Here is a 25,383-nt window from a genome sequence, read left to right on the forward strand (position 1 = left end):
CCATGATGCTTGCAATCCGTATCTTCGCGATCCTCGTCTTTGCCTTTCTGGTGCTGCCGATCCTCGTGATTTTCCCGCTTTCCTTTTCTTCGGGCGAGGTGCTGACGCTGCCGACCCCGGGCTGGTCGCTGCGCTGGTACGAGGATTTCTTCCATTCGCCGCGCTGGCTGCTGGCGACATGGAACAGCTTTGTGGTGGGGATCGCCACCATGATCCTGGCCAGCACGCTGGGCACTCTGGCGGCCTTCGGCCTGCATATGTCCGAGTTCCGTGGCAAGAAAATCGTGATCGCAACGCTGTCTTTGCCGATGGTGGTGCCGACCATCGTCATCGCCTCATCGTTGTTCTTCGGCTTTGCCACGGTGGGGCTGACCAACTCGCGCACGGGTCTGATCATTGCCCATACCATCATCGCCGCGCCCTATGTGGTGATCACTGTGCTGGCCGCCGTCCAGACCTTTGATAACTCGCTTTTGCGCGCAGCAATGTCGCTGGGCGCCGGCCCTTTCACGGCCTTTGTCGAGGTGGTGCTGCCGATGATCATGCCAGGTGTCATTGCCGGGGCGATCTTTGCTTTCGCCACGTCGTTTGATGAGCTGATCATCGCGATCTTTCTCTCAGGGCCGGAACAGATCACCCTGCCGCGCCAGATGTTCTCTGGTCTGCGCGAAATGCTCAGCCCGACCATCGCGGCGGCAGCGGTGCTGATGATCCTCTTCTCAACCGCCATGCTGATCGTTGCGGAAATCGTTCGCGCCCGCAGCGAAAGCATCCGCCGCTAGTTCTTCGTTCTCACCGGCCACAGCCGTCAGGAAATGCCTATGTCTTCGCAAGACCCCTCTCAGCCGTTCGTCCGGTTCCGCGATGTGTGCAAGAGCTATGACGGCTCTGTCCAGGTGGTCGATCACCTGAATCTCGATATTGCCGAAGGCGAGTTTCTGACGCTGCTCGGACCATCGGGATCGGGCAAGACCACCACCCTGATGATGCTTGCGGGCTTTGAGAAACCGTCCTCGGGCGAGGTGATCTTTGATGGCAAGCGCATCAATGACACCCCGACCTATGCCCGCAATTTCGGCATGGTCTTCCAGAACTATGCGCTGTTTCCGCATATGACCGTGGCGCAGAACCTGGCCTTTCCGCTCCGGATGCACAAATTCGCAAAGCACGAGATCGAAGCGCGGGTGAACCGGGCGCTGGATATGATCCGGCTCGACAAGGTGGCAGATCGCCGTCCGGTGCAGCTTTCGGGCGGCCAGCAGCAAAGGGTTGCCCTCGCGCGCGCTCTGGTATTCGAGCCGAAGATGGTCTTGCTGGATGAGCCGCTGGGCGCGCTTGACAAGCAACTGCGCGAACATATGCAGCTTGAGATCCGCGAGCTGCATGAAAAGCTGGGCCTCACCATGCTTTATGTGACGCATGACCAGTCCGAGGCGCTGACCATGTCGGACCGGGTGGCGATCTTCAACGAGGGCCGCATTCAGCATATCGGCCCGCCGGACGAGGTCTATGACCGGCCCCAGACCGCTTTCGTCGCCCGGTTCATGGGCGAGAATAACGTCATCACCGGCAAGGTCAGCAGCAGGGATGCTGATACCGTGACGGTGCGGACAGCGGCAGGCACCGAAATCCTGACAACTGCGACCGGCTCCCAGCCGGATGGCGAGGATGTGCAGGTGCTGGTGCGTCCCGAACATATCCGGCTTGGTGCGGAAGAGGGCGCCCCGAACCGCTTCGCCGCCCATATCCGCGATGTCATCTATCATGGCGACCATTTCCGCGCGGTGATGGAGGTCGCAGGGATCGGCCCGATAACCGCCTATGTGCCGCGTGGCCTTGGCACGAAACGCCCGGCAGCGGGCGATGATGTCTCAATCAGCTGGAAAGCCATCCGCGCGCTGACTTTCGCAGCAGATGAGAAGGTTCGGTAAATGAACATTCGAAACGAGTTGACCATGGCAGAGCCCGCTTTTGTAACCGCTGCCCGTGAGCACCGCGCCCGCGCGCTGAAGACAGTGGCCTTTGGCTGCTCCTCGACCCCGAGAGGGCGCCAGTTGCCGGCGCCTCTGGTGGTGGCCCGCGCCGAAGGGGCGCATTTGTGGGATATATCCGGCGCACGTTTCATTGATTACGCGCTTGGCTACGGGCCGCTGATCCTCGGGCACAGTCCGCAAGGGGTGATCGGGGCGGTGAAGTCTTCGCTGGATCTCGGGCTCAGGACCGCGACCATCCATCAGGGCGAGGCGGAGCTGGGTGAGCTGATCGCACAGACGCTCCCCTCGGCTGAAGTCAGCGCCTTTGCCAGCTCGGGTTCCGAGGCAATCCAGCTGGCGCTGAGGATTGCACGCGCTGCGACCGGGCGCACCCGGATCGTGAAATTTCGCGGCAATTATCATGGCTGGTTCGATTCGATCCAGATTGCGGGTATGCCGGGCAATGACGGGCCGGATACGCTGGGCCAGGACCCGGCTGCGGCGGCTTCGGTCACGGTGCTGGACTGGGGTGATCTGGACCAGCTGCGCGCGGTGCTGGATGACACATTCGCCGCCGTTATCCTCGAGCCTGTTGCGATCAATGGCGGCTGTTTCATGCCGCCGGCCGGCTACCTTGAGGGGCTGCGCGACCTGACGCGTGAAAAGGGCGTGGTGCTGATTTTCGACGAGGTGATTTCGGGTTACCGGCTGGGGACCGGTGGCGCGCAGGCGCTGGTCGGGGTGACGCCTGATCTCTCGGTGATCGGCAAGGCGATGGGGGCGGGGTTCCCGATCAGCGCCGTCGCCGGCAGCCGCGCTGCGATGGAGCCGGTGGCCTCGGGCAGGATGCTGCATCGTGGCACCTTCAATGGCAATCCGGTGTCGGTTGCGGCATCTGTTGCCTGCATCCGCGAACTGATCGCGCGCGAGGATGAGATATTCCCGCGCATGGAAGCGCAGGGCGCGGATCTGGAGTCCCATATTCGCGAGACTGCCCGCGAGGCGGGGCTGCCACTTTCGGTTGCGCGGACCGGCTCTGCGTTGCAGATCTTTCTCGGGATTGATCAGGTCTCAGGCCTTGGCGATCTGCCGCGGATCGACCGCGCCGCGACCGCAGCCTTCTGTGGTGAGCTGTTGCTTGCAGGTGTGCAGACCATTGCGCGAGGGCTTCTCTATCTCTCGGCAACGCATTCGGATGAGGATATTGCCCTCACCAAAGCGGCTGTTACCAGGGCCATCGCCTTTGCCTCCGGGCGGAGTGCCTGACCGCCCTGCCTTCAGCGAAACAAGGAAGCAAAAGGCGGCCCGTATCTGGGCCGCCTTTCATGTTTTAAGTGCGGGACGCTGAGCCGTCAGGCCTCGCGGCGGGGCAGCCCCTTCATATAGTCCAGCACCTCGGTGGTGGGGATCACATCAGCATATTTGCAGTTCATGTCGAAGAGGTTGATCGCATGGCTCGCCTCGAAACGGTCGAAGGCGGTTTCCTCCGGTATGATCACCTTGAAATTGTAAGAATAAGCGTCAACCGTGGTTGCCCGCAGACAGCCAGATGTCGTGCAGCCGGTCATGATCAGCGTATCGACATCAAGGAAATTCAGGTGGCTCATGAAGAGCGTGCCGAAGAAGGCCGAGGGTTTGCGCTTGCCGATCAGGATATCCTGCGGCTGCGGCGCAAGTGGCGCGACGGTCTGGGTCGCATGGCTGCCCTCGGTGGAGGTCTTCTCGCCCCCACGATGGTTCTTGCCGATCTGAACACCGCTGTCGAGCATATCGGGGCGCCGCTCTGACTGCGTATAGAACACCGGCAGGTTCTTTTCGCGCGCCATCTTCAGCAGCGGCTCGATCCGGTTTACCGCTTCCCAGCCCGCCGGGCCGCAATGGGTGCGGTATTTCTTCACGCCTTCAATCTGCGATTCACCAGGTTCGTCGCCACAGAAATTATACTGCACGTCGATGATGAAAAGGGCGGGCCGTTTGCCAAATCCGCCGCGCTTGCCGTATCCGGCGAGCTGGTAGATTTCCTTGTCATGTTCGGTGAGGAATTTATCCCAGACCCGTTCCGTCATTTCACGCTTTCCCTGCAGTTCTGAAAATATACTCGCCGCCGGCCTCGATGCCGGGCAGGATCTTGCCGCCCTCAGCAATCAGACGCCCTTTCAGCACGGTTGCGGTCACCGCGCCTTTCAGTTTGCGCCCGGCCCAGGGCGTATAGTCGGAATGCGATTCCAGCTGGTCCGGATCGACCAGCGTCTCGCCATCAAGATCGACAATTGCGAAATCGGCGCTGTAGCCCGGTGCGATACGACCGCGGCCCGCCAGATTGTAAAGATCCGCCACATTTGCGCTGGTTGCCGCCGCCAGCACGTCCAGACCGACGCCGCGCCGGTGCCAGCCCTCGTCCAGCAATACCGGCAAGAGCGTCGCGATTCCGGGGAAACCTGCGCTCGCATTCCAGATGCCGCCTTCTTTGGTCGCGGCTTTGCGGGGCACATGGTCCGATCCGATGGTGCTGATCTCGCCCAGCCGCACCCCTTCCCAAAGCGCGTCGATATCGGATTGCGACCGCAGGGGCGGGTTCACCTTGGCGAGCGATCCGCTGGCATCGTCATGCGAGAGCGAGAGGTAATGCGCGCAGGTCTCGACATGGATCGGCGCTCTGCCGGGCCGGCGCAGACGGCGCACGAGGTCGAGGCTCTCCGCCGCAGACATATGCACGATATTGACCGGGCAGCCGGTTTTCTCGCCAAACCAGCAGACGCGGAAGACGTTCTCGGTTTCCAGAAAGCCGGGGCTCTGTTCGTCCCAGGCCTTAAGATCGTCGCGCCCTGCCTCGCGCAGCGGTTCGCGGAAGACGGGAATGACTTCGGTATTCTCGCAATGCACGCCCACCACGGCGCCAGGGATCTTTGCCCCGGCCTGCAGCGCGCGGAACAGCAATGCGTCATCGACTTCGCCAAAGCCTTTGGCGGCCCCGGCGGCGCCTTTATACATCAGATAGACCTTGATCGAGGTCACCCCGAACCGCGCCGCATTCTCTGCCAGCGTCTCGACATGGGCGCGGCTGGTGACCCCGAAATGAAAGCCGAAATCGATGATCGAGCGCGCTTCGCCCGCCTCGCGCCACGGCCCGGTCGACAGCGCCAGATCGTCCGAGCGGTGAAAGGTCATCATGCCGGTCACCCCGCCAAGCGCGGCGGAACGGCTCTCGGTCAGGAAGTCAGCTTCTTTTGCGCCAAAGCCGATATGGGTATGGGGGTCGATCACGCCGGGGAAGACGTGTTTTCCCTTGCAGTCGATCACACGGACGGCCGTTGCGATCTGGCCCGGCGCCAGCAGCGCGGCAATGCGCCCGCCGGTGACCGCGACCGAGGCGTCGACAAGGCCGGTGCCGGGGATCACGAGGGTTCCGTTTTTCAGGATCAGGTCAAAATGCATCGAAACCTCAGGAGACAGGGGCAAGCAGGCGGTCAAACAGCCGCGGGAAGATACCACCGGCGGCCAGCAACGCCCGCTCATCGGCACCGTGAAGATCGGCGGTCAGGCTGAAGCGGGTCTCGCTACCATCCGGCGCGGTGGCGGTGACGCGGATCGGATCTCCGGTCCTGATCGCCGCGTGAAGGCCGTCAATGGCAAAGCTCTCCTCACCGCTCAGTCCGAGGCTTTCATGGCTCTCGCCCTCCTGGAACAGCGCGGGCAGGATCCCCATGCCGATCAGGTTCGAGCGGTGAATGCGTTCATAATTTTGTGCCATCACCAGCGATACCCCCAGCAAAGCCGGGCCTTTCGCTGCCCAGTCGCGGCTGGAACCCATGCCATAATCGCGCCCGGCGAGGATAACCGTCGGAACCGAAGCTGTGCGGTAGCGCAGGGCGGCGGTATGGATCGGCATCTCTGCGTCATCGGGCAGGTAGCGGGTCCAGCCGCCCGGACGGCGGACAAGGCGGTTGCGGATGCGCGGATTGGCAAAGGTCGCCCGCGCCATAACCTCATGATTGCCGCGCCGCTGCGTATAGGCGTTGAAGGCGCTGACCGGCACGCCCTGGCTGGCCAGGTATTCACCGGCAAGCGTATCTGCGGTGATCTCGCCCGACGGGGTCACATGGTCCGTCGTCAGGCTGTCGCCAAAAACCGCCAGCGCGCGGGCCGCGTCGAGATGATCCGGAACAGTGCGGCGGGTTTCCAGGAAATCCGCGTCAAAGAAGGGCGGGCGGGAGATATAGGCGGAGGCCTTATCCCAGTGGAAGAACGGGCCCTCCGGTGTCTCCAGCGCCTGCCATTCCTCGGTGCCCTGTGCGATTTTCGCGTAGTTCTGACGATAATCTTCCGGGCGGAGCGCCGTTGCGCTCAGCGCCGCCAGTTCCTCTTCGCCCGGCCAGATATCGGCGAGAAAAACCGGCTTGCCCGCCTGATCATGGCCCAGCGGCTCACGCGTCAGGTCAATGTCGATACGTCCTGCCAGCGCATAGGCTACAACCAGCGGCGGCGAGGCGAGATAGGCGGCCTGGACGGCCTTGTGAGTGCGGCCTTCGAAATTGCGGTTGCCGGACAGCACAGCAGTGGCGACCATGCCCTCCGCGCTGACCTGATGCTGGATGTCGGGGTCAATCGGGCCGGATTTGCCTGAACAGGTGGTGCAGCCAAAGCCGACTGTATGAAAGCCCAGCTCATCCAGCGGTTTGAGAAGCCCGGCCGCTCCGAGGTAGCTGAGCGCGACCCGCGACCCCGGCGCCATCGAGGTCTTCACGCCTTTTGCGGTTCTCAACCCGCGCGCGACCGCAGCACGGGCCAGCAGCCCTGCGCCCAGCATCAGCGTCGGGTTGGAGGTATTGGTGCAGGAGGTGATTGCCGCTATCGCCAGGCGGCCATGATCGGGATGCGGCCCGGCCTCGAACCCGCCCGCCGATGCGGGGAGAGAAAGCCCCGCACGAAACGCGTCCGCGACCTGTGACAGGGCCAGCCTGTCCTGCGGACGGCGCGGTCCCGCAAGCGAGGGCTCGATTTCGGACAGATCAATCTCAAGCAGGTCGGAAAATTCCGGCTCCGGCGCCCCGTTGTCGCGAAACAGGCCGAGGCGGCGCGCAACGGTTTCGACCTGAGCGACATGAGCCTCGTCGCGGCCCGTCTGACGCAGATAGTCGAGGGTCAGGCGGTCGATCGGAAAATAGCCGCAGGTCGCCCCATATTCCGGCGCCATATTGCACAGGGTCGCGCGTTCAGGGACCGCGAGGTGATCAAGCCCCTGGCCGGTAAATTCGACAAAGGCCCCTACGACGTTCAATGCGCGCAGGTGCTGCGTCAGCGTCAGAACCAGATCGGTCGTGGTGACACCGGGTCTCAATGCGCCGGTCAGCCTCACGCCGGTGACACGCGGGATCGTGACGCGGTAACGTTCGCCCACAAGGGCGGCCTCGGCGTCGATCCCGCCAACGCCCCAGCCGAGTACGCCGAGCGCATTGATCATCGGGGTGTGGGAATCGCAGCCCAGCACGAATTCCGGATGCCCGTCTGCCGTGACGACCCGCGCGAGATATTCCAGATGAACCTGGTGGATGATGCCCATGCCGGGCGGGATCACCCGCAGCTTTTCAAAGGCCTGCTGCGCCCAGCGAAAGACGGTGTAGCGCTCGGAGTTACGGCGAAATTCCATCTTCAGATTGTGCTGCATCGCACCCGGATGCCCGGCCTGATCGACGATCAGCGAATGATCCACCACAAGGTCGCACTGGATCTGCGGCTCTGCGCGGGCCGGGTCGCCGCCTTCCCGCAAAAGCGCATCCCGCAAGGCGGCGAAATCCATAAGCACCGGCAACCCGCTGGAATCGGGCAGCACCACCCGGTCGACCGCCAGAGGCACCACAAGACCCGGTGCCCCCGGTCTCCAGGCGGCGACCTCAAGGATCTGGGCGCGCTCCTCGTCCTGGCTGTTACGGATCAGGTTCTCAAGGACGATCCGCAATGAATAGGGCAGGGGTGCGGATCGTGTGGCGACGAGCCTTGCCAGTTCGGCTGCAACAGAGGCCTGTCGCCCATCGGCGCGGTCCTCGGAAATCTGGGTAATGCTCATGCCTCGGCTCTCCTGACGCCATCCTGGTGCAGATCGCGAAAACTGTCAAGAAAGTTGTATTATAAAGAATACAATAAAACAAATATGATTGAAGAGAAGGGCGCAGCTTCTGATGCGCAGCATCCGGATTACAGGGAGAGAATCCGGGCACATCGTCTGGCATTGCTCAGGCCCCTGTCGGGGAGCCTGGCAGATCTGTTCGGTTTCGAATGTGGCGGCTCAGCCTGGCGCAAGGGCAGGGCTTCCGGTTGCCGCTGAGACCGGAAATTCGCGGGATGTCAGGAAGAAGCGGAAGGGCCGGTCAGGATGCGAAGTCCTGGCCACGCCGGACCCATTGCGGCGTCTGGCTTTCGCCCTGTTCGCGCGAAAGGCTTACCCGGTATTCAAACAGTTCCGGATTGTAGAAGATCCGCAGATATTCCACGAGGCGCCCGGTGCTGTCGAAAACCGTGCGGCGCATGCAGATCAGCGGCGCGCCGGGGGCCATGCCAAGATGGCCGGCCAGCTCCGGATCAGCGGCAACGGCAGTCAGGCGCTGTTCGGCATGGGAAAAGACAAAACCCTGTTCTTCCAGGGCCGCAACCACTGTGCGGTTGCCAAGCGTTTCTTCGGAAAGAAGGTTCGATTCCGGTGGGAAAACATAGACGACGGAATGTGAGAACGGCACTTCGCCGCGGCGACGGGTACGCCGGATCCTGAGCGCGGGACCGTTCAGCGACTGACCGGTTTCGCGTGCCAGATCATTCGGAATATCGACTTCGGCGAATTCATGCAGCTCAACCGACGTGGTTTCCTCAAACTCCCGAATATTGTCTTTGAAGCCACTGATACTGTCTCCCGGGCCACGGTCCAGCACCTCCGGATTGACGAAGGTGCCGCGACCGCGATGGCGGGTGATCAGATTGGCCTCTTCGAGAAGGGCCATGGTCTTGCGCACCGTCACCCGCGAGACGCCATATTCAGCTGCAAGCTCCTGCTCGGAGGGCATGACCTCGCCCTCGCCCCAGGTTCCGGCGCGAATCTGCTGATCCAGCACCAGGAAGATCCGGAAATACAGCGGAATGATGTCCTGCAAATCCCTGCTTTGTCGGGCTTGTGTCATCATTGCTTTACTGTAGATCCTGCACCGGGTTACCAGAAGCTATAGGCCGCACAGGGGCTTGCGTCCAGTCTGGTGTGGCGGTTCAGCCAATGGTTTGCGCAAGCTCGGGGGCGGTGCGTTTCATGTTCTCGCCCGGCGCCACATTCAGCGTCTTCAGCAACCACCATGCGGTGCAGAGATTGGACGAGAGGAAGGGCAGGCCGCGGCCAGAGACCGCAAGTCCGGCGGGCACGGTGATCATGCCGGTGCCGCTCATCACCACGGCATCCGCGCCGCTGTGATCTACCCGGCCGAGGGCGGCCGCGACCTCATCTGTTGTCAGCTCATAAGCGCGGAACTCTTCCGAGATCGGGACAATCTGGGTCACCTCGCAACCAAAGGCCGTCCAGAAGGCGCTGGCTTTTTCGGTGAGCCAGGCGGGATAAGGCGAGACCAGGGCGATCCGCTTTGCTTTCAGGGCCTCAAGCGCACGCAGGATCGCGAGGCTGGCCGTCGCGACCGGATGACCTGCCTGGGTCGAAAGGCGTTCACATTGCGCGATATCGCCCTCGGGCAACAGCCGGTAGGACGGGCCGGTCAGGCCAATAGCTGTCGCGGCCAGCGTGATCGAGCCGAAATCGCCCAGTCGCTGCGGATACTGGTCAAGATAGGCCTGGTTGCGCTCTTCGAGCGTCGTTCCGGGGCGTACGGGGAAGCGGGTCACATGCAGCCCGACGGTTTCGGGAAGCAGGAAGCGCAGCTCGGGTTCAACTGTCGGATTGGCGGGCGGCACCATCAGGCCGACACGGGCGGCGGGGGCGAGAAGATCGGCTGCGACGGTCATTTTGCGGTCTCCGGCTGGATGGTCTGTGCGGGTGCCTTCCGGGCGTCCGGCTGCAGGTTCTGGGCGTTGCGCGGCGGTGCCATGTCAAGCATGGTGGTTCGCACCAGCATTTCCCGCGCGTTTTCCGGGCTGGCGGCGCGGCGGCGCACTTCGTCAAGCCATCCTGGCCCGCCCGCGACATTGCGGTCGGTGCGGGGCAGCAGCTCCTCTTCCGCGACGTGTCGCCTTGCAATCGCTGCCGCTTCGGCAAGCCCCGGCTGGCCGCTTTCCAGCGCATCGGCAATCGCATGGCCCAGCACCCAGGCATCATGGATGCCGCAGTTCATATTCATGCCGCCGCGTGTATTGGTCAGATGCAGCGCATCGCCAATCAGGAAAACCCGGTCATTGCCATGGCAGGAGGCCAGCATCTTCCGCGCGCCATAGATGTCATGGCTGCGAAGAGTGAGGCGTTCGGGAAGCATCGGCAGGAAATGGTGCAACTCTGCCATGTACCATTCCGGTCTGACCACTTCATCCTCGTCAAACCCGGCGGGCAGGCGGATGATAAGCCGCCAGCAATCGGGCATTTGCAGCAGGCTGACCGAGCGGTTGTCACGGTCGAAAATATAGCTGATCTGACCGATCCCGGGGAGGTAGTCTTCAATCGGGTCGGTGCTAACAAGTCTGAGCACCCGGCCCGGATAGTGGATACCCTCCAGCTCCAGACCCAGAAGATCGCGCACCGTGCTGCTGGCGCCATCGGCCCCCACCACGAAGTCACTGTCATGATGATGAACGGCGCCATCCGCGTCAGACCAGCCGACGCGCACCCCGTCTTCCAGTGTTTCAAGACTTTGCAGCTCCGCACCGAAGCGGATCTCACCATGGCCCGAGCCGCGCACGATATCCGCCATCAACGGCGTGATCGCCGATTGCTCCAGATGCAGGCGGAAAGGATAGGGAGTGTCGGCCTCCAGCAAAGCGTGATCGAATTCGGCAAAAACACCGTCGGGATCGCGATACTGGATATGGGTCGCCTTGCGCCCTTTCTCGAGCATTGGCCCGAGAACCCCGAATTTTTCAAAGATTTCCAGCGTCGGCGGGTGGAAGGTCGACGCTTTTGATGCGGTGCTGAGCCCGGCGCGCTTTTCGAGCAGAAGGCAATCTGTGCCACGGCGGCTGAGCACGACCGCAATCGCCAGCCCTACCGGCCCGGCTCCGATCACCGTTACTCGTGCAGCATCGGCCATCCGACTCTCCTCAGTCTTGTGGTTTCGGGCAAACGGACAGCCAAGGCTCCGGATAGTCCTATCGCATAGCTTTATGTCTCATACAAGATACATTTGATGTGGTGTGATGTCTCACTCCAGGCCATCGCGCTTTGGGCTGATCTTGCCGCCGAACGTCTGAACGCCGTTCCGGCGGAACGCGGCAAGGCACAGATCAGCAACGAACAGGACAGGGGCCGTTTCCGGACCAGAGGCAAGCCGAAATGAAACAGGCCTCAGGCTCCGCCTTCCGGCAAAGCGCGCAGCTGATCCAGCGCCAGGCGGATATGGGCCCGCATCAGGGCTTCGGCCTGGTCCCCGTCTCCGGCGGCAATCGCGGCGGCAATGGCGCGATGCTCGGCAGCGGCCTGGGATTTGCGCTCTGGCACCGCGCCGGATTGGCGGCGATAGAGCTTGAGCAGGTGATAAAGGTCGCCGCAAAGCGTGCGCACCAGCCGTTCATTGCCGCTGGAAACTGCGACCAGCTCATGAAAATCCAGATCCGGGCCATCAATCAGCGGCTCAAACTGCGCAAGCAGCGCCTGCGCAGATGCAGGCTGCATCCGTTCCGCCGCAAGCCGGGCGGCGCAGCCTTCCAGCGCTTCGCGCAGCTGGAAGAGATCAATCATAGCCGCACGCGACAGCCGGACCACCCGCGCCCTTTGCCAGGATTCGCGGGTGATCAGTTCGAGGCCCTGAAGGCGGCGCACCGCCTCCCGTACCGGGCCTCGGCTGACGCCCATTTCGGCCGCAATCCGCGCTTCGCGGATTTCGGTGCCGGGAGGAATGGCGCCGGAATGGATCTGCTCCAGAAGAGCATGGAACACCCGGTCGCCAAGCGCCGCTGCTTTCGGTTCTGGCTCTGTCATATGGCCTCAGTCCGGGTCGTGGTCAGTATGTGACCCCGTCAAGGTCCATATAGCGCGCTTCCAGACCGGCAACATCATTCTCGCCCATCAGATCCCACAAATCATCAATATCGGTGAGCAGGTCCGGTCGTTCTGTCGGCTCAAAGCTGTCGAGCGAATCCTTCATCGCCACCAGCGCCCGCCGCATGGCCAGCACGGCCGCCGCAGGCAGCATCCGGGGCAGGGTTACGCGCTTCACCCCAAGCTCTGCCAGCCGCGCCACCGGAATCAGCGGTGTCGTCGGGCGTGAACGGAGGCCAAAGCCCATATTGACCGAAACCGGCACATCCACCGATTCGACCAGGCGGCGGATCTGGTCCTCTCCCTTGATCGCATCGGCAAAGATCAGATCCGCCCCCGCCTTTACATAAAGCTGCGCCCGGCGGATCGCCTCATCCAGCCCCTCGACGGCAATCGCATCCGTGCGGGCGAGGATAACGAAATCATCATCCCTGCGGGCATTGCAGGCGGCCTCGATCTTGCGTGCCATCTCGCGCGCATCGATCACATCCTTGCCTGCCATATGGCCGCATCGCTTCGGGCTGACCTGATCTTCGATGTTGATGCCGACAACGCCGGCTTCCTCAAAGAGCTTCGCGACATGGAAGACGGTGACCGGGTTTCCATAGCCCGTATCGGCATCGGCCATCAGCGGGATCGTGATCGAGCGGGCAAGAATGCGTACCGCTTCGAGATTGTCCGTCAGGCTCATGATGCCCGTATCGGGCACACCGAGCCGCGCATTGGCGAGGCCCGCGCCGGTGGTGCAGGCGGTCTTATAGCCCATCTGCTCGACCAGCTTTGCGGAATATCCATCGAAGACGCCTGGAGAGACGAGGATGGGCTCTGACTTCAGAAGCTCCCTGAAAACACGCGCCTTAGTGACCATTTTCTTCCCTTACCACTGATCGAGTTCGTTGGCTGGCAACATTGTGGAGCAGCAGAAAAGTGTCAACACTTTGAATGCAGCCTGCCGCCTTATGCCTGGCCCCGTGCCTTTTTGGCGCCTTCTGCGCTGACCATGAGGTGACCTTACCCCCTGCGGCCAATCCGGTTTGACCTCGGCTCTGGCCCAATCGAGAGGACCAGAGATGAAGCGCAGCAGGGTTGCCGAAGCCCAGATCATCGGCATTCTGAGGGTGCAGGAAGCCTGGGTTTCCGTCGTCGATCTGTGCCGGAGGCACGGCGTCAGCGATGCCACCATCTGCACGTGGAAGGCCAATTATGGCGGTATGGATATCAGCGAGGCAAAGCGGCTGAAGGGGTCAGGATGTTTGATCCCACAGGGTTTGCTGGCGCGATCCTTCTTCGGAATGGAAGGATGCCCTGCCATTGGCGGGGGGCTGCAGGTCATCTGGCAACGCGGGATTGTGGGCGGTATCGGCACTTCCTTGGGAACACCGGTCCAGGACTGCGATATGGCCGAGGCTGGGATCAGATACTGGACCCAGGAGGAAAGCGCCTGGTAATCAGAACAGGCTAAGGCGTCAGTGGCATGAAGTCATGACTTTCCACTGGTCGCTGATCCGTTCTGCCCGGCTCAAGCATCACCTGAATTGCTCTATGGCCTTGACCAATTCGGGAGGCACCCGCACCTCTCGGGGCGGCAGGCAAGACGCGCCCCGGACCGGCTCGGAAAGCTGGTCTTCGAAGGCCCGCACAGATCAGATCCGGTTGCCCTGGCGTCGTCGCTGGGAAATAAAGCACCCGGATCCTTTACGACAGCACTGCCTCGAACAATTGTGAGGCGGGTCTAAGTTCTCGATACCGCTCCGATACCCGCCAGAACGATCAGTACGATGGCCGTTATTTGGCTGAGGCTGAGCGCCTCCAGCAACCAGAGCGCACCGATCAGGGATCCCATGGCTGGCTCTGCCGCCAGAAGAACACCGAAAACGGGTTTGGGGATGCTGCGCAGGGCGACCATTTCCAGTGAATAGGGGATGACGGCCGAAATCGCTGCCGCCACCAGCCCCAACAGGATCGAGGATGGCATCAGGAGACTGACCCCGGCCGAACTGATGCCGAAAGGTGCGATGATGAGCGCAGCAAAGCAAAGGCCAAGGCTGACTGCATGGCCGGGATGCACCTGTGCCGCGCGCGCGCCGCAGATGATGTAAAGCGCCCAGAATGCCCCCGCCGCCAATGCAAACCCTACTCCGATCGGATCCAGGCTGTTGATATCCTGTCGGATCGGCAGCAGCAGCCCGACCCCTCCCAGGGCGAGGCAAACCGAGAGCAGGTTTCGCAGGCTGCGCGCGTAGAGGGCCGACATTGCGAGCGGCCCGAGAAGCTCGATCGCCAGTGTTATGCCGAGTGGCAGGGTACGTAAGGCCATGAAAAAACACAGCGTCATGCCGCTCAGCGCGCCGCCATAGGCCACCATAGATAACAATTCCTGCCTGCTCCAGGCCCTGCGCCACGGACGCCAGAGCAGCAGCAGGATAAACGCAGCAAAGCCCACGCGGTAGAAGGCGGTTCCCGCCGCACCAACCAGCGGAAAGAGCTGCTTTGAAAATGCGGTTCCGAGGGGCAACATCACGAAGGCTGCGACAAGGGCCAGATAGGGCAGAACGGCCCGCGACCGCGACTGGCTGACGGACATGATGGTATTCCCCGCAGAAAATGGGCCGTCACAGGCGGCAGCCTGGCTGACAGCCGCGTACCGGGTGCTGAATCCGCTGTCAGCGGAGGATGGACCAGGGCAGGGTTTCCCCTTCGCGAAAGACGACAATCTCGTCTTCCCCCAGATCAAGCGGCTGCGGCGGATCTGCCGGAAGCTCGGCCAGGGTCACGGACCCCTCATTGGGGGCGAGGCCGTGAAAGCGCGCACCGTTGAACGCGGCAAAAGCCTCCAGCCGGTCAAGGGCACCCTCTTCGGCAAAGACCTGGGCATAGCATTGCAGGGCAATCGCGCCATGAAAGATGCCGGCGCAACCGCAGGCGGCTTCCTTGGCGCGGCGCGGATGCGGTGCGGTGTCCGTACCCAGAAAGAAGCAGGTCTCGCCGCCGGTTGCTGCTTTGCGCAAGGCCAGACGGTGATGTTCGCGCTTGGCTACGGGCAGGCAATAGTGATGCGGACGCAGCCCGCCCTGGAACATGGCGCTGCGGTTTATCATCAGGTGATGGGGCGTGATCGTGGCTCCCATGCGCGGCGCATGGGCTCGCACCACATCCAGCGCCTCGGCGGTGGTCACATGTTCGGCAACGATCTTTAGCCCCTGATGCCGGGCCAGAAGCGGCACAAGGCTTTCCTCCATGAAGCGCGCCTCGCGGTCGAATATGTCCACGGTGGGATCGGTGGATTCGCCATGGGTCAGCAGTGGCATGCCGATCCGCTCCATCCGCTCCAGAACGGGGGCAAGCCGGTTCAGATCGGTCACGCCGTGATGGGCATTGGTGGTCGCACCGGCCGGATAGAGTTTCGCAGCGATCCAGGCCCGTTCCGAAAAGCCCCGCTCGATTTCCTCTGGGGTCGTCGTATCGGTCAGATAGCAGGTCATCAGCGGTACGAAATCCGCCCCCGCCGGCAATGCGGCAAGAATGCGCGCGCGATAGGCGAGGGCGGCTTCAACCGTGGTCACCGGCGGTGAAAGGTTGGGCATGACGATGCCGCGGGCGAATTGCATCGCGGTAAGGGGCAGAACCTTTCGCAAAATCTCGCCGTCGCGCAGATGGATATGCCAGTCATCGGGGCGGCGGATGGTTATTTGTCGCCGGGGTGACGGAGTGTCAGCAGGCGTGCTGGGGGCGGCAGGCGAGTCCAGAGTCATTGGGGGCAGCCTCTTCGGCGCGGGGTGAAGGGGGTCAGAGATCCAGAACCAGCCGCTCGGTTTTTGAGCGAGAGCAGCAAACGGCGATCAGCGCATTCCCGGCCCGCTCTTCATCGGTCAGAAAACTGTCCCGGTGATCGGGAACACCGTCGAGAACGCCGGTCAGGCAGGTGCCACAGATGCCTTGCTGGCACATGGTTTCGACCCTGATCCCGGCCCCGCGCAGCGTTTGCAGGATTGTCTGGCTCTCGCCAACCTGCAGCACCAGTCCGCTCTGGGCGAGCTCGACCGTAAAGCCGCCGCCCGATGTGTCGATTTCGGCTGAGAAATGTTCCTGATGCAGGTTTGGGGCACTATAACGCCGCGCCAGACATTGCGCCTCCAGCCAGGTCATGAAACCGTTCGGGCCGCAGAAATGCACCTCGATCCCGGGCTCGGGCGCAGGCAGATCACGGACAGGATCAAAGCGCTGATCCGCTGCGCCGTCATCGGCATGGATGCTGACCCGATCCGCAAAGGGCAAAGCCGCCAGCTCTGTCAGAAAGGCAGCCCGGCTGCGGCTGCGGATGCAGTAGTGCAGGCGGAAGGCATGGCCCGCGCGGTGCAGATCATGCGCCATTGCCAGCAGCGGTGTGATGCCGATGCCACCGCCGATCAGAAGCGTTTCGCGCTGGCCGATATGGAGGGGGAACAGGTTGCGCGGCACCCCGGTCCTGATGCTGCTGCCTTCCTGGAACAGCTCATGTGCCCGCACCGATCCCCCGCGTGAGGCCGGATCGCGCAGGATGCCCAGCCGATAGCGGCTTCGGTCGGCGGGGTCGCCGCAAAGTGAGTATTGGCGGATCAGATCCGGCCCGATGCCGACATCGATATGCGCGCCCGCCTGCCAGGCGGGAAGCGGCGCCCCGTCGGGCGCAACCAGATCAACCAGGGCGGTATCGCCCTCTGTCCGACGCCGGGCAATCAAAAGCGTTTGCCCGAGGTTCATGATGCAAGGCTCTTGCGGTTGGCCAGTTCGCGCGCGGCAGCATCAAGGCTTGCCAGCAGGGTCGCCGCATCGCTGTTTGCCGCGTTGAACGCCGCAACATGGCGCAAAAAGGCGTCAAAGCTGTCCTGCAATTCCTGGCTTGAAACCGGCATCCTTTCGCAACGCTCCACGAAATCATCGGCCAGCAATGCAAGGAAGGCCCAGGTGGCGGCATGGTTCTGCCGGTCCCCGGCTTTTGCCCAGGCAATACGGCTGATCGCCTTGTAGCCATGAACGCCGCGCCCCAGCTCGCTGAAGGTTTCGGTGATCTCAGTGAACATATTCATCCTTTCGGGAGCAAGATGTCGCGCGGGGTTTACAGGCTGGTGGGGGCTTGCAGATAGGTCGAGAGGATCTGTACGCCGACCAGCATATCCGCGATCTCCATCGCCTCATGCGGGTTGTGAGACCCATTATGGTTGCGCACGAAAACCATCCCGGCCGGAATACCGGCCTGCGCAAAGATGGCCGCGTCATGGCCCGCGCCGGAGGCCATGGTAAAGCCCTGCTGACCAAGCGATTGCGCCGCCTTGCAAAGTCCTGCGGTGATCTGCGGCGCCATCAGGGCAGGGGCTGCGGGGACCTCGGGGCCGGTTTCAAAGGTGACGCGTCGGCGCGCCGAAATCCCGGCGATCCGCTGTGCGAGGAAGGCGCGCATCGCATCAAGGGTGGCGATATCCCTTGAACGGATGTCGAGGCTGAAGATGACATCATCCGCGATACGGGCCATGGCATGGCGCGCGGGATCGGTCGCCACGATGCCGCTGGTCAGCACCAGATCTCCTTCGGCTTCCAGAACTCTGTCCCATTCGTGATCGAGATCGGTCAGGAGTTCGGCCATGGCCAGAACCGGATCATGGCGATAGTCGCGCGGCACGGCACCGGAATGGCCCGCCTCGCCAATGCAGCGAACCGCGCGGTAGCGGATATTGCCGCGGATCCCCGTCACCACTGCGACCGGAAGACCGCGCTCGGCAAGAAGCGGCCCCTGTTCGATATGCAGTTCAAGATATTCGCGGATGCGCGACAGATCGGTCAGCGGCTGCCCGGCCTCGACGGCGTCGGTCTCGATACCGATGGCGCGCATATGGGCCCTGAGCGGCCGGCCGTCACCACGATGCGGCGCGTTCAGTTCGGCGGTTCCCAATTGCCCGGTCAGCGTCCGTGAGCCGATGTAACAGGCCCCGAACCAGGCGCTTTCTTCGGCGCGCATCGCGATGCAACGCACCGGCGCCCGAAAAGTCCGGCCGCTTTGACGTGCTTCAACCAGGACCAGAAGGCCCGCAACCACTCCGGCCAGGCCGTCGTAATTGCCGCCTTCCGGCACCGTATCGACATGCGAGCCGATCAGGATTGCGCTTTCTGAGCCGTTATCGCCGGGCAGGCTGAATACGCGGTTGCCAGCGGCGTCCTGTTGAACCTCAAGCCCTTGTTCCCTGGCAATATCCGAGAGGTAATCGAGCGTGCGGGTTTCGATGTCAGAAAAGGCCGGTCGGCTGACCCCTGCCCCGTCGCGCGAAAACGCTCTGATATCGGCGAAGACCGTTGTGGCCAATGCAGCAAGATCCGCCACGGCAAAGCCGTTCTTTCTTTGGGCGCGCGTCATGCGATATCCCGCAGCTTATCGGCAAAGCCGCGCTTTTCAGCTACGGCCATTGCCATGTCCCATTCTTCTGCCCGCAGTTCCACGCCATCGCGCAGCCAGGCGCTGCGCCGCTTTCCGGCACCGCCGCCTGGCAGGCGGACCGAAGCAAATCCCTTTGCCGGGGTCATGGCGGTCAGCACCCGGACCATCCGTTCGGCCGAGGCGGCAAAAGCGGCGGGATCCTGAAAATGCTCGACGGAAATCGCGATCAGCGTCTGCGCATAATAGGCGGGCCGGTCGAGTGTATTGACCGCAGTGGCGACTTCGCCTGCCCCGTCCTCCTGCCAGTCGCGCTCGCCGCTCAGCAGGGCTGCCAGCATCTCGACCATCAGCAGCATGCCGAAGCCTCTGGCACCGGCGGGCAGGAGCGCGCCGTTCAGGGGCGATTCCCGATCCATCGCGTCCAGGATCACCCGCGCGGGGTCATCGGTATAATTGCCCTCGGGATCGACGAGCCAGGCCCCTTCAAGGCGCTGTCCGTCACGCGCCGCCAGCACGACTTTGCCCATCGAGGAGGCGCTGGTCGCCATATCGACAACGATCGGGTCTTCCTCACCGGCCGGGACGGCGATCGAGAAAGGGTTGGTGCAGAATTTGACATCGCGCCCGCCCCAGGGCGCCACCAGCAGCGGGCCGGTGCTCATCGAGAGACCGATCATGCCCTGTTCAACGGCGCGCAGTGAATAGCTGGCAACCATGCCGCAATCGCCGGAATTGCGCACGGTGACCAGCCCGACGCCACAGATGCGCGCCTTTTCGATGGCCAGATCCATGGCTTTCGCTGCGGCGACGTGACCCGATCCGCCATGTCCGTCGATCAGCGCCGATGCGCTGCTTTCGCGAATCACCTCGAATGCGGCACCGAAGCGGGCATGCCTGGCCTCGAAGAGTTCGTCCATATAGGGCACAAGCGCGATGCCCTGGGTCTGATGCGCCCGAAGATCGGCTTCCAGCAGGCTTTCCGCGAAGAGCCGCGCCTCTTCATCCCCGGCACCATGGGCGCGCGCCAGCCCGTCATAGAGGTCTTGAAGGTGGTGAACTGGGATGCGCATGGCCGGGCTCCTGCCAGGGGATGTGGACCCTCAGGATCGGCGCTGATTCACTCTGATAAAATCGCTAATTATGACGTGTATAGTTTGATGACTAATAAAGTAATTTCGGAAGAACAAGAGAGCCCATCCTCTGAGAATCCGGCCGGAATGTCGCATTTTTTCTATTAAATACACGACAATATTGCATAAAATGTGGGGGAGGATTGTTTTGATTTCACCAAACTGAATGCGTGAAGCATGTGGATTTTTTGGTGATGCCTTGTCTGGGATGCTGAGCCGGACGAATCGCAGATTTTTGCGGCACAATGCCCTCTCTGCCAAAACAAGCTTCACGGAGGAAAGCCAGAATGACCAAATTCGAGCGGATCGACGCCCTGGGAGAGCTGCGCGCCAATGTGGCAGTGCCTTTCAACCAGGCCCGTGCGATGCCCCGCAATGTTTACACCTCGCAGGAGTTTCTGGAAGTCGAAATCGACAAGATCTTCTCGAAGGAATGGCTTTGCGCCGGGCGGGCCTCGAGCCTGTCGAAACCTGGTGATTACCTCACGATGGAGATCGCAGGCTATCCGATCGTGGTCTTGCGCGACGCCGAAAAGAATCTGCGCGCGATGTCGAATGTCTGCCTGCACCGGATGTCGACCCTGTTGCAGGGGTCGGGCAACACGCGCGCCATTGTCTGCCCCTATCACGCCTGGACCTATAATCTCGACGGGACGATGCGAGCGGCGCCGGGCATGACGCTGAACGAGGCCTTCTGCAAACATGATTACAAACTGCCCGCCTTCCGCTGTGAGGAATGGCTGGGATGGATCATGGTCAGCATTGATAAGGACGTGCCGCCGGCGTCCGAAAAGCTTGCCGATCTGGGTCGACTGGTCGGGCATTACGGCATGGAAAACTATGTCGAATCCTTCCGTGAGACCCTGCGCTGGAACACCAACTGGAAGGTGCTGGCCGAGAATTTCATGGAAAGCTACCATGTGCCGGTCTGCCACCGGAACACGATCGGGTCGCAGGTCGACCTGGCTGAAGTGGAATGCCCCAGCGGGACGCCGACTTTCAATTACCACTGCGCGCTGAAAAGCGACGAGCAATATCTGGCACTTGCGCATCCGAACAACACCCGCCTGACCGGAGAGGAGCGGCGCAAGACCTATATCATCACCGTTTATCCTGGCCTCTTCATCTCGCTCTCGCCGGGCTATTTCTGGTATCTCTCACTCTATCCCAGAGCACCGGGAGAGGTTGAGGTGACCTATGGCGGCGGGCTTGCGCCGGAATTTCTGGAGGACCCGGACTCCGAGAAGCACTTCGCGGCGCTTAAAGTTCTGATCGATGATGTGAATGCCGAAGACAAAGGCTGCACCGAAAAGGTTTATCGCGGTCTTGTCGGCGGCCTGACGCAGCCAGGGCATCTGTCGCATCTTGAACGTCCGAATTTCGAATTTGCGAATTATATCCTGTCTAAATGTGACGCCTGATCTGCGCTCTCGCGCAGGTATTCCGACCGCCGACCCCTGCAAGGGCCGGCGGTTTACCTATGCCAGGCCGTCCCGCAGCAGTGCTACCCATCCTTTTTGCCGACTGTCGCCATTGCCGGGGGTGGCGCCTCGTTCAGGGCCGCTGAATTGATCTCCGCCAGAAGCAGCGGCACCAGCGTCGCTGCCGCCGTCGAAAGGTCGAGCGTGCGCGGCACCAATAGCGAATGGTGCGAAATATGTTCCATTTCAGGAGCGTGGACATGCGACAGCTGGCCTGATTTCACCCAGGTCGCGGCAAGATGGTCGGGAAGCAGACCGATGTAATTGCCGGTCAGCACCAGTGTGAGCATGGCTTCCATATTGTTTGCCGTGGCGCGCACATTCATGCCGTGGAAACGTTCCTCATCGGCGCGGCCCAGATGGCTGCGCAGCACGAAGGGAAATTGTGCCAGCGCGGCCCGCGTCATCGGCGCCACCGAGCCGAAAAGCGGATGGTCCGGTCCGCAGTAAAGCTTATGACGCTCGATCAGCAACCGGCGGAAATCGAGCCCGGCGACGGGGCGCACAAAGGGGCTGACCGCAGCATGAAGATCATGCGCCAGAACCCGCCTTTCCAGCTCTGAGCGCTCATCGACCAGCAATTGCAGTTCGACTTCATTCTCAAGCCGGTTGAACTTGCGCAATGCTTCGATCAGGGGCGAATGCGGATGGGTGACCAGCGAGTCCACCACCCCGAGCCGGATCCGCCCGGTAAGGCGCTTACGCAGCGACAGGATGCTGTCAAAATGGTCATCCAGCGTGTTGAGCATCCGTTTGACCTGCTCATAGGTCATATAGCCCCGGTCGGTCAGCATGAAACCCGCCCGGCCGCGTTGACAAAGCCTGAAGCCGAGACGTTTTTCCAGCTCGCTCATATGCAGTGAGATGGTCGAGGTCGAGGTGTCGAGCGTGCTTTGCGCTGCGGCAAGACCACCTGCCTCCACCACTGCCCGAAACACGCGCAAGAGGCGAATATCAATATCTGCAAGCCGGCTCATGCGATGTCCTTTGTTAGTGAAAGATCAAACTAACCACCGATAACATTGCAATATACTAAAGCAACAAGTTTTGGCTAGCTGACTCAAAACAGGGAGAAAAGAATGCCCGAGGTTTGGGAAACGGTGCAAAGCACCGACAGGGATTTCGATGCAGGCACCGCCCCTGCCGGGGCAATCGGCATGATCGCGCTGGCTGTCGACCGGGCGAGCATTTCCGATTGCAGGAACTGGCTTGCCCCCTTTGCAGGCGTGGAGATCTATTCGACCCGCGTGCCGATGAGCCCGGTGGCGACGCCGGAGAGCCTTGCGGCGATGGGCGATCATCTGGCCGCTGCGGCCGAAGTGCTGGTGCCGGGCGACCGGCTCGACGCGCTTGCATTTTCCTGCACATCCGGCCTTGTCGCCATCGGTGCCGAGCGGGTGCATCGCATCCTCTCGCAGGTCCGGCCGGGCGTGCCGGTCGTCACCCCGATAGAGGCCGCGGTAAAGGGGCTGCGCGGCCTTGGGGTGCGCCGTCTTTCGCTGCTGGTGCCCTATCATGCCGAGGCTGCCGATCTGGTGGCCGGCCATTTCGCGCAAGCCGGTTTCGTTATTGATCGCTGCAGCACTTTCGATCTGGATGGTGATATCCAGATGAACCGTCTGGATGCCGGAGCGCTGATCCGCGGCGCCCATGCGGCGCTGCATCCCGACAGCGACGGATTGTTCATCTCTTGCACGGGATTGCGCACCAGCGGCATCGTCGCCCGGCTTGAGGCGGAACTGGGCGTGCCGGTCGTGACCAGCAATCAGGCGATGAGCTGGGAATGTCTGCACCATTCCGCCTGTCCCGATAAGATGCGGGGCGAAGGGCGGCTCTTTTCCCTTTCCCCGCAATAGGGGGCGGCGATGGAGCTTCTTGTCAGAAACGGACGCGTCTTCGATCTTGACGGCGATGTCGATACCCCGCCCCTGGCCGATCTTCTGATCCGCGACGGGCGCATCGTTTCGGTTGGACCGGACCTGAAGGCGGGCCCGGATGCCGAAATCCTGGATGCTGCCGGACAACTGGTGATTCCCGGGCTTGTGAATGCGCATTACCATTCGCATGATGTGCTTCTGCGCGGGCTGTTTGAGCAGATGCCGCTTGATATCTGGGGCTTTTACAGCGGACCGGGGAACTATCCCGCTGCCAGCCGCGCCGATATTCGCCTGCGTACATTGCTCGGGGCGGCAGATTGCCTGACGAATGGCATCACCACCGTGCAGGACATGGTGACGGTTCCCTCGGCCGAGGAAGCCGATCTTCAGGCCATTCTCGACGGCTACCGGGATTCGGGCATCCGCGTTTCCCTGGGCCTGCAGGTCACTGACCGCATTGCGGCGGAAACAGTGCCTTACTGGGATCAGATCGGCGGCTTGGAGGGCGACCGGCTTCGCGCTCCGGTCGATGTCTCGGGCCTGCGGCGGCTGATAGAACGTACCATCGACACCGCGCCTGATCCCCGGCTGGTCTGGGCCCTGGCACCCTCTGCGCCGCAGCGCAGTTCGGATGCGCTGCTTGATTGGGTGGGCGGCCTCTCGCGTGAACGCAGAATCCAGACCTTCACCCATGTCTATGAAGCGCGCAATCAGGCCGTCATGGCACGGATCGACTGCGCGGAGGGGTCTCTCATTTCCCGGCTGGAGCGGTTCGGCCTGCTGAATGAAAGGCTGACCATCGCGCATGGCGTCTGGATTGACCAGGACGAGATCCGGCGCTTCGGCGCGGCGGGGGCCAATATGGCCTTCAACCCGGCCAGCAATCTGAAGCTGATGAACGGCTTCGCGCCGATCCGCGCCTATTCCGATGCCGGAACCGGCATGGCGATCGGCTGTGACAATTGCAGCGGCAATGATGCGCAGAGCCTCTTCCAGTCGATGAAGCTTTTCGCGCTTTACTGGGCGATGCAATCAGAGGCCGGTGAGACCGGTGCGGCCCGCCATGCCTTCCATGCGGCAACGCTGGGCGGGGCGCGTGCGCTTGGTCTTGAAGGGCAGGTCGGCGCATTGAAGCCCGGCTACCGCGGCGATCTGGTGCTGATTGATCTGAACACACCCTGCTACCGCCCGCTGCATTCGGCCCTGAATCAGCTCGTATATGGTGAGACGGGGCAGTCGATCACCTCAGTCGTGGTTGAGGGGCGGCTGGTGATGCATAAAGGCGAGCTGAAGGACCACCCCTCCCGCCGCCTCAAAGAGGCTGCCGAAGAGGTGCGGGCGCGTATGCAGCCTGCAATCGCAGATGTAGCCAGGCGGAATGCCACCCTGGTGCCGGCCCTGCTGGATGCCTGGAAAAAGGCGGATCTCTATCCTTTGCCGGTCGACCGATACCGTATGCCGCGCCAGGCTGATTGTTCCTGCGGAGGGGCTCATGACTGATATGCCTCAATTCCCTGCCGCCCAAACCACGATTCAGCCAGAGATCCGAGCCAAGATGTCGCATCAAGACTATATCGAGTTCCGCTCAGTCGGAAAAAACTACGGTCCCGTCCAGATTCTTAAGGATTTCAACCTGAAGATCGCGAGGGGGCAGCGCGTTTCCCTGATCGGGCCAAGCGGGTCGGGCAAGACCACGATCCTGCGCATCCTGATGACGCTGGAAAACATCCAGGACGGGTCGATCTGGATCGATGGCAAGCCGCTCTGGCATGAACAGCGCGGCGAAACCCTTGTGCCCGCGTCAGAACACCATCTGCATCAGCAGCGGTTGCGCCTTGGTATGGTGTTCCAGAATTTCAACCTTTTCCCGCATCTTTCGGTGCTGGAGAATATCTGCCAGCCGCAGCGCCTGGGGCTCAACCGCTCTCGCAGCGAAGCCAGGGACCGCGCGATGGAATTGCTGGAGATGGTCGGCCTTGGGCACAAGGCCCAGGCCGCGCCGGAGGAGCTGTCGGGCGGTCAGAAACAGCGCGTCGCAATTGCGCGCACCCTGGCGATGGACCCGGAGATCCTGCTTTTCGACGAGATCACCTCTGCGCTTGATCCGGAGCTGGTGGACGAGGTGCTCAATGTCCTTCGCGGCCTGTCCGAACGGCCCGATCTGACCATGTTGCTTGTGACCCATGAAATGAGCTTTGCCCGGGAATTTTCTGACAGGGTGATCTTCATGGAGGCCGGCCAGGTCGTCGAGGATGCTCATCCCGAAAGCCTCTTTTCCAATCCGGCACAGGACCGCACGCGTCAGTTCCTGCGCAAAATTCTGCCGCACACGCGCTGAGGACCGGCCG

The 25,383-nt window shown here is 62.1% G+C and carries 23 protein-coding genes and 1 pseudogene; 9 read left to right on the plus strand and 15 right to left on the minus strand.

Annotation, left to right across the window (positions count from 1 at the left end; all coding sequences use genetic code 11):
• Nucleotides 1-2 precede the first annotated feature (2 nt).
• The 3 genes from BLW25_RS21005 to BLW25_RS21015 are packed head-to-tail and all read left to right on the plus strand — an operon-like array spanning nucleotide 3 to nucleotide 3,239.
• Nucleotides 3-782, plus strand: coding sequence for an ABC transporter permease (locus tag BLW25_RS21005; protein WP_092903816.1), 780 nt, complete (start codon nucleotides 3-5; stop codon nucleotides 780-782).
• Between the two features lie 39 nt (nucleotides 783-821).
• Nucleotides 822-1,931, plus strand: a complete 1,110-nt coding sequence (locus BLW25_RS21010) for an ABC transporter ATP-binding protein (RefSeq protein ID WP_092903818.1) — start codon at nucleotides 822-824, stop codon at nucleotides 1,929-1,931.
• The gene (locus BLW25_RS21015) at nucleotides 1,932-3,239 is read left to right on the plus strand and encodes an aspartate aminotransferase family protein (RefSeq protein ID WP_092903820.1); all 1,308 of its coding nucleotides are present in this window, start codon (nucleotides 1,932-1,934) and stop codon (nucleotides 3,237-3,239) included.
• A gap of 86 nt (nucleotides 3,240-3,325) precedes the next feature.
• On the opposite strand, the gene BLW25_RS21020 is transcribed toward BLW25_RS21015, so the two are convergent.
• The 6 genes from BLW25_RS21020 to BLW25_RS21050 all read right to left on the minus strand — a co-directional run bounded on the left by BLW25_RS21020 (nucleotide 3,326) and on the right by BLW25_RS21050 (nucleotide 11,194).
• A complete protein-coding gene (locus tag BLW25_RS21020; RefSeq protein WP_092903822.1) occupies nucleotides 3,326-4,039 on the minus strand; it encodes an isochorismatase family protein in 714 nt (237 codons plus the stop codon).
• Between the two features lies 1 nt (nucleotide 4,040).
• Complete coding sequence (locus BLW25_RS21025; RefSeq protein ID WP_092903824.1) at nucleotides 4,041-5,408, minus strand: dihydroorotase; 1,368 nt, start codon at nucleotides 5,406-5,408, stop codon at nucleotides 4,041-4,043.
• Between the two features lie 7 nt (nucleotides 5,409-5,415).
• Nucleotides 5,416-8,037, minus strand: coding sequence for an aconitate hydratase AcnA (gene acnA / locus BLW25_RS21030; protein WP_092903826.1), 2,622 nt, complete (start codon nucleotides 8,035-8,037; stop codon nucleotides 5,416-5,418).
• A gap of 301 nt (nucleotides 8,038-8,338) precedes the next feature.
• Complete coding sequence (locus BLW25_RS21040) at nucleotides 8,339-9,139, minus strand: GntR family transcriptional regulator (protein ID WP_216279458.1); 801 nt, start codon at nucleotides 9,137-9,139, stop codon at nucleotides 8,339-8,341.
• Nucleotides 9,140-9,221: 82 nt separating this feature from the next.
• Nucleotides 9,222-9,962 (minus strand): maleate cis-trans isomerase family protein, encoded by a 741-nt coding sequence (locus BLW25_RS21045; RefSeq protein ID WP_092903832.1) that lies wholly within the window; start codon nucleotides 9,960-9,962, stop codon nucleotides 9,222-9,224.
• A complete protein-coding gene (locus BLW25_RS21050) occupies nucleotides 9,959-11,194 on the minus strand; it encodes an FAD-dependent oxidoreductase (RefSeq protein ID WP_092903834.1) in 1,236 nt (411 codons plus the stop codon). Before BLW25_RS21050 ends, BLW25_RS21045 begins: the two co-directional genes overlap by 4 nt.
• A gap of 96 nt (nucleotides 11,195-11,290) precedes the next feature.
• On the opposite strand from BLW25_RS21050, the gene BLW25_RS24540 reads away from it, so the two are divergent.
• Nucleotides 11,291-11,440, plus strand: coding sequence for a hypothetical protein (locus BLW25_RS24540; RefSeq protein ID WP_171909691.1), 150 nt, complete (start codon nucleotides 11,291-11,293; stop codon nucleotides 11,438-11,440).
• 8 nt (nucleotides 11,441-11,448) lie between these two features.
• Here BLW25_RS24540 and BLW25_RS21055 read toward each other — a convergent pair whose 3' ends face one another.
• Together BLW25_RS21055 and BLW25_RS21060 are read right to left on the minus strand one after the other, a co-directional pair.
• Nucleotides 11,449-12,081: a GntR family transcriptional regulator gene (locus tag BLW25_RS21055; RefSeq protein WP_092903836.1), complete on the minus strand. Its 633-nt coding sequence runs from the start codon at nucleotides 12,079-12,081 to the stop codon at nucleotides 11,449-11,451.
• Between the two features lie 22 nt (nucleotides 12,082-12,103).
• Nucleotides 12,104-13,009, minus strand: coding sequence for an isocitrate lyase/PEP mutase family protein (locus BLW25_RS21060; protein ID WP_092903838.1), 906 nt, complete (start codon nucleotides 13,007-13,009; stop codon nucleotides 12,104-12,106).
• Nucleotides 13,010-13,211: 202 nt separating this feature from the next.
• Here BLW25_RS21060 and BLW25_RS25110 point away from each other — a divergent pair.
• Nucleotides 13,212-13,382 (plus strand): annotated as a pseudogene (locus BLW25_RS25110) (transposase); the annotation flags it as partial.
• A 491-nt stretch (nucleotides 13,383-13,873) separates the two neighbouring features.
• On the opposite strand, the gene BLW25_RS21070 reads toward BLW25_RS25110, so the two are convergent.
• From BLW25_RS21070 to BLW25_RS21095, 6 genes are all read right to left on the minus strand, one after another.
• Complete coding sequence (locus tag BLW25_RS21070) at nucleotides 13,874-14,725, minus strand: EamA family transporter (RefSeq protein ID WP_092903840.1); 852 nt, start codon at nucleotides 14,723-14,725, stop codon at nucleotides 13,874-13,876.
• A gap of 79 nt (nucleotides 14,726-14,804) precedes the next feature.
• Nucleotides 14,805-15,893 (minus strand): dihydroorotase, encoded by a 1,089-nt coding sequence (gene pyrC, locus BLW25_RS21075; protein WP_092903842.1) that lies wholly within the window; start codon nucleotides 15,891-15,893, stop codon nucleotides 14,805-14,807.
• Nucleotides 15,894-15,927: 34 nt separating this feature from the next.
• The gene (locus tag BLW25_RS21080; RefSeq protein ID WP_092903844.1) at nucleotides 15,928-16,881 is read right to left on the minus strand and encodes a PDR/VanB family oxidoreductase; all 954 of its coding nucleotides are present in this window, start codon (nucleotides 16,879-16,881) and stop codon (nucleotides 15,928-15,930) included.
• Nucleotides 16,878-17,201 carry a hypothetical protein gene (locus BLW25_RS21085; RefSeq protein ID WP_092903846.1) on the minus strand — a complete coding sequence of 108 codons (324 nt, stop codon included), beginning with the start codon at nucleotides 17,199-17,201 and terminating at the stop codon, nucleotides 16,878-16,880. The genes BLW25_RS21080 and BLW25_RS21085 overlap by 4 nt, the downstream gene beginning before the upstream one ends.
• A gap of 35 nt (nucleotides 17,202-17,236) precedes the next feature.
• Nucleotides 17,237-18,526, minus strand: coding sequence for a Zn-dependent hydrolase (locus BLW25_RS21090; RefSeq protein ID WP_092903849.1), 1,290 nt, complete (start codon nucleotides 18,524-18,526; stop codon nucleotides 17,237-17,239).
• On the minus strand, nucleotides 18,523-19,617 hold the full coding sequence (locus BLW25_RS21095) for an Ldh family oxidoreductase (protein ID WP_092903851.1): 1,095 nt from the start codon (nucleotides 19,615-19,617) through the stop codon (nucleotides 18,523-18,525). The genes BLW25_RS21090 and BLW25_RS21095 overlap by 4 nt, the downstream gene beginning before the upstream one ends.
• A gap of 347 nt (nucleotides 19,618-19,964) precedes the next feature.
• Between BLW25_RS21095 and BLW25_RS21100 the strand changes: the two genes are divergently transcribed.
• Nucleotides 19,965-21,098 (plus strand): aromatic ring-hydroxylating oxygenase subunit alpha, encoded by a 1,134-nt coding sequence (locus tag BLW25_RS21100; RefSeq protein WP_092903853.1) that lies wholly within the window; start codon nucleotides 19,965-19,967, stop codon nucleotides 21,096-21,098.
• 83 nt (nucleotides 21,099-21,181) lie between these two features.
• Here BLW25_RS21100 and BLW25_RS21105 read toward each other — a convergent pair whose 3' ends face one another.
• Nucleotides 21,182-22,135 carry a LysR family transcriptional regulator gene (locus tag BLW25_RS21105; protein WP_092903855.1) on the minus strand — a complete coding sequence of 318 codons (954 nt, stop codon included), beginning with the start codon at nucleotides 22,133-22,135 and terminating at the stop codon, nucleotides 21,182-21,184.
• Nucleotides 22,136-22,237: 102 nt separating this feature from the next.
• Here BLW25_RS21105 and BLW25_RS21110 point away from each other — a divergent pair, with 102 nt between their 5' ends.
• The 3 genes from BLW25_RS21110 to ehuA are packed head-to-tail and all read left to right on the plus strand — an operon-like array spanning nucleotide 22,238 to nucleotide 25,373.
• Nucleotides 22,238-23,014 (plus strand): maleate cis-trans isomerase family protein, encoded by a 777-nt coding sequence (locus tag BLW25_RS21110; protein WP_092903857.1) that lies wholly within the window; start codon nucleotides 22,238-22,240, stop codon nucleotides 23,012-23,014.
• Between the two features lie 9 nt (nucleotides 23,015-23,023).
• Nucleotides 23,024-24,535 (plus strand): amidohydrolase family protein, encoded by a 1,512-nt coding sequence (locus tag BLW25_RS21115; RefSeq protein WP_092903859.1) that lies wholly within the window; start codon nucleotides 23,024-23,026, stop codon nucleotides 24,533-24,535.
• A gap of 55 nt (nucleotides 24,536-24,590) precedes the next feature.
• Nucleotides 24,591-25,373: an ectoine/hydroxyectoine ABC transporter ATP-binding protein EhuA gene (gene ehuA, locus BLW25_RS21120; RefSeq protein WP_092904034.1), complete on the plus strand. Its 783-nt coding sequence runs from the start codon at nucleotides 24,591-24,593 to the stop codon at nucleotides 25,371-25,373.
• Nucleotides 25,374-25,383 lie beyond the last annotated feature (10 nt).

The sequence above is a fragment of the Rhodobacter sp. 24-YEA-8 genome (genome assembly GCF_900105075.1).
Classification (GTDB): Bacteria; Pseudomonadota; Alphaproteobacteria; order Rhodobacterales; family Rhodobacteraceae; genus Pseudogemmobacter.